Raw genomic sequence first — 12833 nt, 5'->3', positions numbered from 1 at the left:
CCCATTCTCTCATGTCAGCGCCACCGAGCCGGTCTTGACCTGCCGTGCTGAGTCGAGGAGTTCGGCCGCATGGGCCTTCGCCGAGGAGGAGTCCTCCATTCCGGCGAGCATCCGCGAGAGTTCGATGACCCGTTCGTCTTCGCTGAGTTTCCTGACCCCGGACTTCACGGTCTCGGCGTCGTCGTCCTTGACAATGGTGACGTGGGTGTCGGCCCAGGCTGCGACCTGAGGCAGATGGGTGACGACGATGACCTGCGCGTTCTCAGCCAGCTTCGCGAGGCGACGACCGATCTCGATGGCGGCCTTTCCCCCGACACCGGCGTCGACTTCGTCGAAGACGTAGGTGGGGATGGCCTCCCCCGCCGCGCGGACGACTTCGATGGCGAGCATCACTCGTGAGAGCTCACCACCGCTGGCGACCTTGCCGATATCGTCACCGACTGAAGAATCGTGCGGGGCGAAGGTGAGGCGCACATCGTCGCAGCCGTGGGCCGTGGGTTCCCGTTCGGTGAGTTCGAAGGTCACCTGGGCCTTCGGCATCGACAGGGCCGCAAGCTCTGCGCTCACGGCGCGGGAGAAGGATGTGGCAGTCGCGGCTCTGATCTCGGTCAGGGCGCTGCCGGCAGCTTCCATGGCGTTGCGTGCCTCGTCCAGTTCGGCGTCGAGGCGCCCGAGGTCGCGGTCATCGGCTTCGAGCTCAGCCAGCTCCTGAGCAGAGCGTGTTTCGAAGTCGAGGACTTCGGCCACGTCCTGCCCGTAGGCTGCCAGTGAACCAAGTTCGGCTCTGCGAGCTTCGGTGTCTTCGAGTGAGATCTCCCCCAGCTCGTCGAATCCGGTGAGGTAGGAGCTGAGCTCCGCGGCTGAATCGGAGAGACGCAGGACCGCGTCGTTGAGGGCGGCTTTGATGCGAGCCAGTTCCGGGTCCGCAGATTCCACGTCGGACAAGGCGCTGATCGCCTGGTGGACGTGGTCGACTGCGGCGCCGGCATCGTCGAGTTCGCTGCCGAGGAGGAGGTCGTGGGCACTGCCGACGGCCTGCGTGATCTCAGCCGCGGCACCGAGTTTCGCGGCCTGTGCGGTCAGGGCCTCGTCTTCACCTGGGATCGGGCGGACCTTGTCGATGGCTTCCAGACAGCCGTTCAGCCACAGGATCCGTTCCCGCCTGGCCGCGGTGCTGTCCTTGATCCGCGCGACTCGGGCCTGAGTCTCACGCCAGTTCTCAAATGCCGCGTGGTAGGTGTCGGCCACTGCCGCGAGTTCGGGCCCTCCGGCTGCGTCGAGCAGCTGCCGCTGTTGGGCGGGGCCTTTGAGTCGCAGCTGTTCGGACTGTCCGTGCAGGGTGATGAGCTCGTCGGAGATCTCGGTCAGCACGGAGATGGGGACGGTGCGTCCTCCGGCGGTGGCGCGGGCGCGACCCTTCTGTGCCACGGTGCGGGAGATGATGGCTTCATCCTCGGCGCTGCCTCCGGCCTCTTCGATGCGGGAGCGCACGGAGTCGGTGACGGCGGAGAAGATGCCTTCGACCTCGGCCTTCTCAGCACCTTTGCGAACCACACCTGCACCGACCTTGCGGCCCATGAGCAGGCTCAGCGCGGAGACGAACATCGTCTTACCGGCACCGGTCTCACCGGTCACGACGGTGAAGCCCGTGGAGAGTTCGACCTCTGCTTCGGCGATCACGCCGAGGTGGGAGATCCTCAGTTCGGAAATCATCTACGCCTCCTCGATCGGTCCCCGCCAACCGGAGACGGGCAGTCGGAACTTCGCCACCAATCGATCGGTGAAGGGACCCTTGTGAAGTCGGGCCAGCTTGATCGGCGACCGTGAACGCTTGGCTTCGATCCGTGCCCCGGCGGGCAGTTCCAGGGCTCTGCGACCGTCACACCACAGGACTGCGGCGAAGTCAGGATTGCCAGGAGAGATTTCGACGCCGAGGCGGGAGTCGGGGTTGACGACGAGCGGTTCGGTGAACAGGGCGTGGGCTGAGATGGGGATGAGCAGCAGTGCTTCGACCTCGGGCCAGACGATGGGGCCGCCGACGGAGAACGCATATGCGGTCGAACCTGTGGGTGTGGCCAGGATGACCCCGTCGCAGCCGAACGACGACACCGGTCGAGCGTCGACGCCGAGGACGACATCGATCATGCGTGCCTTGGACGTCTTCTCGATTGTGGCCTCGTTGAGGGCCCAGGCGTTGTAGATCGCCTCCCCCTCATGCCAGACGGTCACGTCCAGGGCGAGGCGCTCCTCTACCAGGTAGTCACGCTGGGAGGCGCGATGGACCGCCTCGGCGAGGTCTTCTCGTTCACTCTCGGCAAGGAAACCCACATGTCCGAGATTGATGCCCATCAGCGGGACCCCGGAACCATGGAAGCGTTCGGCTGCCCGCAGGATAGTGCCGTCACCGCCGAGGACGATGACGAGTTCGCATCTGGTCTTCCAGATCGCGAGCTCGGCCGGGCCGATGACCTCGCAGCGGCTGAGGAGATCCCTCTGGACGTCGGCGTGGGAACTGCGCGCGGCGAAGTCGAGGACTTCTTCGTCGAGGACGACCGGGATGATCCCGTCATCGAGGAGCGCCTTCCACACGCTCACTGCTGCCACTGCTGATTCCTCGCGCTGAGGGTGCAGCAGCACCATGATGTGTCGGCTCACGGCTCTCCTCTCATGATCTGGTCCAGATGGGCTGCGATGTCTGCCTCATTGAGCCTATCGGACTCGGTTCGTGTTTTCCCTGGTCGAACACGCAGGAAGTACTCCCGGTTTCCGCTGGGCCCGGGGAGCACGGAGGCCGCGATGTCGATCACGCGAGCCTCATGTTCGGCAATGCTGTCGAGGACGGAGTCAAGGGCCCGACGTCGGTTGCCCACTGTTGACACGACGCCGTGCTTATCCAGTGCGCCCCGGGCGAGTTCGAACTGGGGCTTGACCATGAGCAGCAGTTCACCGGTGGACAGTGTGGCTGCCAGCAGAGGAGCCAAGAGCAGACGCAGGGAGATGAATGACACGTCGGCGACGACCACATCGACCTGTGGCACGTCGGAACTGCCCAGTTCGCGTAGGTTGAGGCCCTCCCGGACACGGACTCGTGGGTCCTGCCGGAGTCCTGAGTCGAATTGATCGTGCCCGACATCGACGGCCCACACCTCTTTCGCTCCCCGGTGCAGGAGGACCTGGGTGAAGCCGCCGGTGGAGGCACCGGCGTCGAGCGCGGTACTGCCTGCGAAGTCGGCGATGGAGAAGGAGTCGAGGGCACCGAGGAGTTTGTGTGCGCTGCGCGCCACCCAGGGGTCGGGTTCCGTGACCGTGAGCTCGTCGGCGTCGGTCACGTCCAGAGAGGGCTTCACGGCTGCTCTGCCGTTGACGCTGACCCGTCCGGCAGCGATCTCCCGTGCCGCACGGGAGCGTGTGGCGATCAGTTCCCGTTCGACCAGTTCACGATCGAGTCGGCTCACAATGAACTCACCTGTGAGTCGAGGTCATCAAGGAGGGTGGACAGGAGTCCGTGTCGTTCGGCGCCTGGGGCTTCACTGATCTGCACAAGGTTGCGGCGCCAGGTTTCGACCGGCACATCACCATTGACGGAGGCTGGTGTGGGTGCAGCGGCCTGGTTCGGTCCGACGGTCTGCTGTGGTTCGTGCATCGGTTCAGTCATGGATCCTCCGTGGCAGATTCCCTGGAGCCACGTCGTCGCCGCGGTCCATCGCCTCCCATGCTAATCGGAGTGCGTCCTGGACGACGGAGGCCTCAAGGTGGGCCGATTCGTCCAGGCGCAGTTCGCCATCGACGATTCGCCAGTCCCCGGCTCCGTGCGTCCCCTGAGCAGTAGGCCGGGGGCTCGACTGGGCACTGTCGGCGATGAGTCTCGGCAGGCCGCGCAGGCTCGGCAGGATGTAGGTGGGGCGCAGACCAGGACGTGCTTGCAAGGCGTCATGAATGTCGTGGACGCCGGTGAGGACGAGAGCGGTTTCGAAACCCGCCGAGTTGCCGCCTTCGATATCCGTGTCGAGGCGGTCTCCGACCATGAGGGGTCGTTTGGCTCCGATCCTGTGTGCCGCGAACTCCATCATGTGTGGAGAGGGTTTGCCGACGACGGTCGGCTGGGCACCTGTGAGTCGGGAGAGCATGTCGATGAAAGCCCCATTGCCCGGGACCCGGCTTCTGGGCCCGACCATCGAAAAGTCGGGGTTCGTCGCCCACCATTCGATGCCTGATGTGATCGCCTCACAGGCGCGCACGATGGCCTGGTAGGTGATGTCCGGGTCGAGGCCCTGGGCGATGGCGACGGGGTCGTCGTCTAAGCTGCGCGTGACGCTCAGGCCCTCGGATTCCAGCGCTGCGGCCAAGCCTGTTGTGCCCACCAGGTAGATGGGTGCCCCGGTTGGAAATTGTGCGGCAAGCTGTCCCGCCAGCACCTGCGCCGAGGTGGTCACCTCGGCGACTGTTGTGCTGATTCCCAGTGTGGAGATGTGCTCGGCGACCACCTCGGCGGTGCGGGTGGCGTTGTTCGTCACATAGTTGACGGGAATGGACTTCTCGTGGAGGACATTGATGCCCTCCACTGCTCCGGAGATCGGGTCCGGACCGTGGTAGACGACACCGTCGAGGTCGAACAGCACACAGTCGATCGGTGCGCCCGATTCCTCAGGCGCACGTCGATCGACCGGTGATGTTGCGTTCGCGACTTGCGTCACTGATGACCGTTCAGCCGATAGGACACGTTCGACTCCTCTGGCTTCGCGTTGTCAGGAGCCTTGAGGCTCGTGTCCGATTCTTCGGGTTCCGCGTGAGCTTCTTCGGAGGCTTCGGAAGTCTCCTCATCGGAGGCCTCGACTTCCTCAGCGTCCTCGAGCAGTTCGTCGAGTTCGGCTTCGATCTCCTCATCGGAGACCTTGACCTTCTTCAGTTCCTTCTCCGAGACATGTGTCTTCGACTTCGCCGGAATCTGATCGTCTCCAGCATCGTCTGCGACATCGTCCGCAACGGAGTCGTCTGCAACCACACTATCCGTGCCGGTGTCGTCAACCTCGGCGTCTGCTGCCTCAGCATCGGACTCGTCAACCGCCTGATCTTCATCGGCAGCATCGGTCTCGTCGGTGGCATCGGTCTCGTCGGTGGCATCGGCAGCGTCATCCCCTGGCTCAATGAGCTCCTCATCGGGGACTTCTTCGACAGTCTCGATCTCCACGCCGAGGTTGGGGTCCGGTTCCTCGTCTCCGAAGAGGGTTCCCGTGGCCTTGGCAGTGCGACGTGACAGTTCTTCGTACTTGTCGGCCATCTCGGTTTCACCGTGCAGGCGCAGCAAGTCGGAATACGCGGCCATCAGTCGCACCAGTGCACCGCTTGGCTTCTGGGTGAAGTCTTCGGCTTCGATCAGAGCTCGTGCGCCCTTGAGGTCACCGAGGTCCGATTTCGCTCCGGCAGCAACAATGACGAGTTCGGTGCGAGCATCGTTGTCGAGTTCGAGCTCACCGGCGGACTCAAACAGTTCGATGGCCTTCTTAGGCTTGTCACGACCGCGTTCTGCATCGGCGATGAGCGCAATATTGTCGTTCGAACCGGAGATGCGTCGGTGCGTGCGCAGTTCGCGAACTGCCTCGTCGTACTTCTCCACGTGATAAGCGGCAATGCCGAGGGCTTCTCGGACCAGGCCGACGCGACCCGCACGGGCCATGGCCGCCTTCGCGTGTTCGTAGGCGCGTTCCGGATCGACATCCAGGAACCCTCCTGCGGAGACGAGGTGCTTGGCAACTGCTGCTGCGTTCTCTTTGTCAAGGGGACGCAACTGCCCCAGCAGCTCTTTGTCGAGCTCCTTACCGGTGACCTCTTCGGGAATCGGCGGCTCCTGGATCCGCGGCCGGCGCGCACGCTGCTCGCGTGCGTATTCGCCGGTATCAGTAGATCGCGTGGCCCTGCGGTCGTTATTGTTCCGACCGGAACCTCCGCGGTCTCCGCCGTCATCGTCACGACGTCGACTTCCTCCGCGATCATCGCGGCGGTTGCCCTGGTAGCCACCGCGACGCTCACCATCGTTACTCCGATTGCCCTGGTAACCACCACGACGCTCACCGTCATTGCTCCGGTTACCCTGGTAACCGCCACGGCGGTCGTCGCGACGCTCACCATCGTTACTCCGGTTACCCTGGTAACCACCGCGACGGTCATCACGACGGGCGCCCCCGAAGCTGCGACGCTCACCATCGTTGCTGCGATTACCCTGGTAGCCCCCGCGACGCTCACCATCGTTACTCCGATTACCCTGGTAGCCCCCGCGACGCTCACCATCGTTACTCCGATTGCCCTGATAACCGCCACGACGGTCACCGTCGTTACTCCGGTTACCCTGGTAACCACCGCGACTGTCATCACGACGGTCGGCCCCGAAGCTGCGACGCTCGCCGTCGTTACTCCGATTGCCCTGATAACCGCCACGACGGTCACCGTCATTGCTCCGGTTACCCTGGTATCCGCCACGGCGGTCGTCGCGACGCTCGCCGTCATTGCTCCGATTGCCCTGATAACCGCCACGACGCTCACCGTCATTGCTGCGATTACCCTGGTATCCGCCTCGGCGGTCGTCGCGACGATCGGAGTTACGTGACCCGCGCTCGTCCCGGGACTGGTGGGAGTCCTGTCGACGATTGTGATTGCTGTCGCGGTCTGAGCGGCGCCCGCCGTCCGAGCGGCGGTTGTGCTGGCTGTCTCGCGAATCCCCTGGGGCCACGATTCTCCCTATAAAGTCTTTTCAATGATTCCGCACCATTCTAGTCCACTCGAAACGGGTAAGTCCTGTGGGTGGGAACACGTATTGAATGCCAGCGGGGCACCTCGGTATCCGCGGTTCGTTCTCTATCGCAGTCACCGGCCAGGCCGAAGCCGCACAATCTCTGGTCAGCGGTCGCCTCGATTCGACCGCCGACCAGAGGGTGCATGATTAGGCGGAACACTCCCCTAATAGGAATTAGGTGCCAACAACAGCTCGGGATCGCTGTTAAGCGCTCTGTTAGAATCATGGCGAAGCGCCCCGTGGGCAAAGGGCTACGGGACGCACGGTCATCTCATCGCGGTCAGTAGGGGATTCATGAAGCCTGGTGTGAAAGATTCGAGCATTGTGGTCCAATCCTCGTCCGCCTCCGCATCAATGGTTTTATCACCCCTTAAAACTACATCCGCAATTGATCATCTCCGGAAAGCACGTCCTAATGATGGAGCGCAGCTTAGGCACCATCGCGGGATTACCTGCTCTTTCAACTCTCCTATCGACCTTCCGACAATTGTGCTCATTGTCACCGGACACTCCGCGCACAGATCGCACGATGAGGTCCCACAGGGCAGCCGCGGAACCGGGCGCAGCGCAGACATAGGCGAGGGCACCGGGCGTCGTGCAAGGCCGCATGTGCGCACCGTATCGTCGGCTTTCTGTGATCCGGTTCATTCGATTGAGCATCGAATGCCCTTGTTCGCATATCGTGGCTTTCGGAAGCGTCACCACCAGCGCAAGGAGGAGGCATGCTGACAGCTTTGACTCCCACTTCGACATGGGTGGACCAGACAGCCTCAATCTCAACAACAAACACCATCAAGGAATAGGAGACATCGTGCCCAACACGCTTTTCATCGATGGACAGTGGGTTTCGGCCCAGAGCGGCGGGATCAGAGAGATCCACAATCCTGCCGACGGCAGTTTCGTCGCCGAGGTGGACGAAGCCAGCCCAGCCGACACCGAGCTCGCAATCGCTGCCGCCCGTCGGGCCTATGACTCGGGTGTATGGTCAAGCGTGCCCGCCAGCGAGCGGGGCGATCTTCTCCTCAAATTCGCGTCGGTCCTGCGTGAGCGCAAGGCCGAGTTCGCACGCGCCGAGTCACTCGACACGGGCAAGCGCTACGTCGAGTCCGAGATCGACATGGACGACATCGCCAACTGCTTCGACTACTTCGGCAAGCTTGCCGCCAACGATGCAGGCCGCGTCGTCGACGCCGGCACCGACACGGTCGCCAGCCGCATCGTCCACGAACCTGTCGGCGTCTGCGCCCTCATCACCCCCTGGAACTACCCGCTGCTGCAGGCCGCATGGAAGATCGCACCGTGCCTGGCAGCAGGCAACACGTTCATCCTCAAGCCTGCCGAACTCACGCCGCACACGGCGATTCTGACTCTGCAGGTGCTTGAAGAGCTGGGACTTCCTGCCGGAGTCGGCAACCTGATCCTCGGTGCCGGTGCGGATGCAGGGGCACCACTGTCAACACATGATGACATCGATATGGTCTCCTTCACCGGTGGCCTGGTCACGGGACGTCTCCTGGCGGCAAACGCAGCCGCGACCGTGAAGAAGATCGCCCTCGAGCTGGGCGGCAAGAACCCGAACGTCGTCTTCGCCGATGCCGACTTCGAAGCCGCTGTCGACAATGCGCTCAACGCCGCATTCGTCCATTCCGGTCAGGTCTGCTCCGCCGGAGCCCGACTGATCGTCGAAGACTCGATCGCAGAGAAGTTCGTCGATCGCCTCGTCGAGCGCGCTCAGCAGATCCGCCTCGGCGGGCCCTTCGATGACAACGCTGAGACCGGACCCCTCATCTCTGCAGCCCACCGCGACAAGGTCACCGCCTACGTCGACAAGGGCGTCGCCGAAGGTGCCCGCGTGCGCTGCGGCGGCACATGGGGCGAAGGCGAGCTGGAGAAGGGCTACTACTACCTGCCCACCATCCTCGACCAGGTCGAACGCGGAATGTCCGTGGTCTCTGACGAAGCCTTCGGCCCCGTCGTCACAGTCGAGACCTTCTCCTCAGTCGACGAGGCAGTCGAGATCGCCAACGACACCTACTACGGCCTGGCCGGAGCAGTCTGGAGCCAGGATGCGGGCAAGACCCAGCTGGTCGCCCAGCGTCTTCGCCACGGAACCATCTGGATCAACGACTTCCACCCCTACCTGCCACAGGCGGAGTGGGGCGGATACAAGCAGTCGGGCTCCGGCCGCGAGTTGGGACCGACCGGTTTGGCCGAATACCAGGAAGCCAAGCACATCTACCAGAATCTCGAGCCAGCCGTCACCGGCTGGTTCCCCGATCACAGCAAATAAGGAGAGTCGGAACGTGGAAACTACTCATAGCTTTGACTATGTTGTCGTGGGCGGAGGCTCCGCAGGCGCTGCCGTCGCAGCTCGCCTCAGCGAGGATCCCGAGGTCAGCGTCGGCCTCCTGGAAGCAGGCCCGACCGATGTCGGCCAAGACATGGTTCTGCGCCTCAACCGGTGGATGGAACTGCTCGAGTCCGGTTTCGACTGGGACTACCCCATCGAGAAGCAGGAGCACGGCAACTCGTTCATGCGCCATGCTCGCGCGAAGGTCCTCGGCGGCTGCTCGTCTCACAACTCGTGCATCGCCTTCTGGGCGCCGCGGGAGGACCTAGATGACTGGGAAACCAAGTTCGGCGCCACCGGATGGGGCTCGAAGGACACCTTCGGCCTGTATAAGAAGCTCGAGACCAACGAGCTCCCAGGTGACCACCACGGCCATGACGGTCCCGTGCACCTGATGAATGTGCCACCGGCCGATCCGTGCGGTATTGCCCTGCTCGACGCCTGTGAACAGGAGGGCATCCCCCGGGTTCAGTTCAACGAGGGCGAAACCGTCATCAACGGTGCCAACTTCTTCCAGGTCAACCGCAAGGCAGACGGCACGCGTTCGTCGTCCTCGGTGTCCTACCTGCACCCGATCCTCCACCGTGAGAATCTCACGATCCTCACCGACACTCAGGCCAAGGAGCTCGAGTTCGATGCAGAAGAGAACTGCACAGGGGTCCTCGTCGTCAACAATGCCTTCGGTCATACCAAGCGCATCGAAGCCAAACGCGAGGTCATCGTCTCCTCCGGTGCGATCAACACGCCTCAGCTGCTCATGCTCTCGGGCATCGGACCGAAGGATCACCTCGCCGAGGTCGGAGTCGACGTCCGCGTGGATTCGCCGGGAGTCGGTGAACACCTGCAGGACCATCCCGAGGGTGTGATCTCTTGGGAGGCTAAGAAGCCGATGGTCGAGGACTCCACTCAGTGGTGGGAGGCCGGCATCTTCACCCCCACCGAGGAGGGCTTGGATCGCCCCGATCTGATGATGCACTACGGTTCTGTGCCATTCGACATGCATACTCTCCGCCAGGGGTACCCGACCGCGGAGAACACGTTCTGTCTGACACCGAATGTCACGCATGCCCGTTCGCGCGGAACGGTGCGCCTGCGCTCATGTGACTTCAGGGATAAGCCGCTCGTTGATCCGCGGTATTTCACCGATCCTGAGGGCCACGATATGCGGGTGATGATCGCTGGAATTCGCAAGGCCCGCGCAATCGTCTCGCAGGATGCCATGTCCGAGTGGGCCGGTGAAGAGCTGTTCCCCGGCAAGGACGTCCAGACCGATGCGCAGATCGAGGACTACATCACCCGCACCCACAACACCGTCTACCACCCGGTGGGTACGACACGGATGGGTGCCGCCGATGATCAGTCCTCGCCTTTGGACCCTCAGCTGCGGGTCAAGGGCGTCAACCGCCTGCGCGTCGTCGATGCCTCCGCAATGCCGGAGATCACGACGGTCAACCCGAACATCACGGTCATGATGATGGGTGAGAAGTGTGCAGAGATGATCAAGGCAGGAAACTGAACCAGTCGCGACGCTGCTGAATAGCCAGCGTCAGCGCATAGACAACGGGGCTGAACCGAGTCAAGTATCGGTTCAGCCCCGTTGTCGTCTCAGGAACCGGTCATGGCCATGAGTCCAGGTCGTTCAGCGGGTGTGAACCCGCGAGCTGCTCACTCCTGACCTGTGCCGTCACCGCTGGACTTTTCTGCACTGCCGGTGCGAGAGGCCAGGGCTGAGGGCCGTTTGCCTTTGCCCTTGCCCTTAGCCGGGTCGGCATAGGGATCGCGGAATGTTGGCGCCGGTTCGACCGGTTCGGGAGCTGTGACGACTTCGACCTCATCGTCATACTCGTGGCCGAACTCGTCGTCGCCCTCTCTGCGTTCGACTTCCTCGGGTGGCAGAACCTTCTTCCATCTGCGCATGCGGACCCGGGGAAGGTCACCGGCGTCTTCGCGCAGAGCGCGCATCAGGGCATAGATCTGGAAGTAGGCGATGACGAAGAAGGGCAGCCCCACGAGGATGATCGTGGACTGGAGTGCTTCGAGTCCCCCGGATCCGGAGAAGACGAGCAGCGCGGCGGTGACGACGGCAACGGCCAGCGCCCAGAAGATGCGCTGAGGCAGCGGGTTGAAGTCTTCATGACCGTTGTTCATCGTGTCGACGACGAGTGCCGCGGAATCCACCGAGGTGACGAAGAAGATGACCACGAGGATGATGGCGATGATCGACATCACTCCCGACAGCGGATAGTGCTCCAGGAACGCGAACAGGGCCCCGGGGATGTCACCGTCTCCGACGACACGGTCGACGAGGCCTCCGCCCTTGTTCATCTCAATGTCGAAGGACGCATAGCCGAACACGCCGAACCAGATCACGGAGAACGCCGACGGGATGGCCAGGACGCCGATGACGAACTGGCGAATCGTCCGACCGCGGGAGATCCGTGCAATGAAGATGCCGACGAACGGTGACCAGGTGATGGTCCATGCCCAATAGAACACGGTCCAGCTGCTCTGCCAACCTGTGTCTGCGAAGGTGTCATTCCACAGAGCCAGTTCGGGCAGGGACTGAATATAGGTGCCAAGCGACTCGAAGATGCCTCGCGCCATGAACAGGGTCGGGCCGAGGACGACGATGAAAACAAGAAGCAGAATGGCCACGACGATGTTGATGTTGGACAACACCTTGATGCCCTTGTCCAGGCCCAGCGACACAGAGATCGTTGCCAGCCCGCAGACGACGCCGATGATGATGAGCTGCCACAGCGCGTTCTCCGGAATTCCGAGAACCTGGGCCAGACCACCGTTGATCTGGAGCGTACCGAGACCGATGGATACGGCGACTCCGAAGACAGTGCCGATGATCGCCACGACGTCGATGGTCTTACCGATCGGTCCGTGGATGCGTTCACCCAGGATGGGCTGGAAGATCGAACTCACGCGCGGCGGGAGATTGCGTTTGTGGATGAAGTAGGCGAAGCACAGCGCCGGCAGGGTGAAGATCGTCCAGGTGTGCAGGGTGAAGTGGTAATAGGTGAAGTTCATGGCATCCACCGCGGCTTCGACGCTGCCCGGCTCGATTCCTAGGGACGCCCGGGGAGGGTCACCGAAGTGGCTGACCGGTTCTGCGACGCCCCAGAACATGAGGATGGATCCGATGCCAGCGGCGAAGAGCATGGCGAACCAGGCACCGTTGGAGTGCTCGGGTGCTTCATTGTCGGGACCAAGCTTCGCTCGCCCGTATCGCGACGCTGCGATGTAGATGAGGAAAACCAGGAAGACCGTGACACCGAGGATATAGAACCATCCCAGGTTTCTCAGCAGCCAATCCGACGCAACCGAGACTCCTGCGTCGAGGGCATCGGTGAAGAAGATGGTTCCAAGGACAAACAGAATGATGACTGCGGCCGATGAGAAGAAGATCGCAGGATTCGTTCGAAGCCTGAGGCTATCGTGCAAGCGATTGAGCATATGCGTTGCCTTCCTATGCTGTGTGCGATCCACATTACCGATAGGACCTGCACAGAATACAAACCGACCTGTTACAGCTGTATATCGATGCAGCCGAAGGGTTCCCCTACGTGTCAGGCTGGAGCGGGACCACGGTGACAGAGCAAATCAGTCCGACCACGTAGGGCGAGAACCAGGAAGCCAATCAATATGTCGAGTCTCGTTGTGGCCGAAGTAGGCCAAAATGGGTCC

10 protein-coding genes are annotated in these 12833 nt (G+C 62.5%); 3 read left to right on the top strand and 7 right to left on the bottom strand.

Annotation, left to right across the window (positions count from 1 at the left end; genetic code table 11):
• Positions 1 to 9: 9 nt before the first annotated feature.
• From recN to BANT918_RS00020, 6 genes are read right to left on the bottom strand one after another with little or no spacing between them, the layout of a single operon-like run.
• The gene (recN, locus tag BANT918_RS00045; protein WP_101618412.1) at positions 10 to 1713 is read right to left on the bottom strand and encodes a DNA repair protein RecN; all 1704 of its coding nucleotides are present in this window, start codon (positions 1711 to 1713) and stop codon (positions 10 to 12) included.
• On the bottom strand, positions 1714 to 2655 hold the full coding sequence (locus BANT918_RS00040) for an NAD kinase (protein ID WP_208617958.1): 942 nt from the start codon (positions 2653 to 2655) through the stop codon (positions 1714 to 1716).
• Positions 2652 to 3455 (bottom strand): TlyA family RNA methyltransferase, encoded by an 804-nt coding sequence (locus BANT918_RS00035; protein ID WP_101618411.1) that lies wholly within the window; start codon positions 3453 to 3455, stop codon positions 2652 to 2654. Before BANT918_RS00035 ends, BANT918_RS00040 begins: the two co-directional genes overlap by 4 nt.
• Positions 3452 to 3655: a hypothetical protein gene (locus BANT918_RS00030; protein WP_101618410.1), complete on the bottom strand. Its 204-nt coding sequence runs from the start codon at positions 3653 to 3655 to the stop codon at positions 3452 to 3454. Before BANT918_RS00030 ends, BANT918_RS00035 begins: the two co-directional genes overlap by 4 nt.
• On the bottom strand, positions 3648 to 4694 hold the full coding sequence (locus BANT918_RS00025) for an HAD-IIA family hydrolase (RefSeq protein ID WP_101618409.1): 1047 nt from the start codon (positions 4692 to 4694) through the stop codon (positions 3648 to 3650). The genes BANT918_RS00030 and BANT918_RS00025 overlap by 8 nt, the downstream gene beginning before the upstream one ends.
• Positions 4691 to 5785 (bottom strand): hypothetical protein, encoded by a 1095-nt coding sequence (locus BANT918_RS00020; RefSeq protein WP_233430301.1) that lies wholly within the window; start codon positions 5783 to 5785, stop codon positions 4691 to 4693. Before BANT918_RS00020 ends, BANT918_RS00025 begins: the two co-directional genes overlap by 4 nt.
• On the opposite strand from BANT918_RS00020, the gene BANT918_RS17295 reads away from it, so the two are divergent.
• The 3 genes from BANT918_RS17295 to BANT918_RS00010 all read left to right on the top strand — a co-directional run bounded on the left by BANT918_RS17295 (position 5741) and on the right by BANT918_RS00010 (position 10653).
• Complete coding sequence (locus tag BANT918_RS17295) at positions 5741 to 6601, top strand: hypothetical protein (RefSeq protein ID WP_167389341.1); 861 nt, start codon at positions 5741 to 5743, stop codon at positions 6599 to 6601. The two genes, BANT918_RS00020 and BANT918_RS17295, sit on opposite strands and share 45 nt — an antisense overlap.
• Before the next feature lie 997 nt (positions 6602 to 7598).
• Positions 7599 to 9077: an aldehyde dehydrogenase family protein gene (locus BANT918_RS00015; RefSeq protein WP_101618807.1), complete on the top strand. Its 1479-nt coding sequence runs from the start codon at positions 7599 to 7601 to the stop codon at positions 9075 to 9077.
• Positions 9078 to 9090: 13 nt separating this feature from the next.
• Positions 9091 to 10653 carry a GMC family oxidoreductase gene (locus BANT918_RS00010; protein ID WP_101618408.1) on the top strand — a complete coding sequence of 521 codons (1563 nt, stop codon included), beginning with the start codon at positions 9091 to 9093 and terminating at the stop codon, positions 10651 to 10653.
• Positions 10654 to 10802: 149 nt separating this feature from the next.
• Here the strand turns inward: BANT918_RS00010 and BANT918_RS00005 are convergent, their stop codons facing one another.
• On the bottom strand, positions 10803 to 12602 hold the full coding sequence (locus BANT918_RS00005) for a BCCT family transporter (RefSeq protein ID WP_101618407.1): 1800 nt from the start codon (positions 12600 to 12602) through the stop codon (positions 10803 to 10805).
• Positions 12603 to 12833: the final 231 nt, after the last annotated feature.

The sequence above is a fragment of the Brevibacterium antiquum CNRZ 918 genome (assembly GCF_900169145.1).
In the GTDB taxonomy this organism is placed as follows: domain Bacteria; phylum Actinomycetota; class Actinomycetes; order Actinomycetales; family Brevibacteriaceae; genus Brevibacterium; species Brevibacterium koreense.
This window is presented reverse-complemented; position numbering and strand designations above follow the sequence as displayed.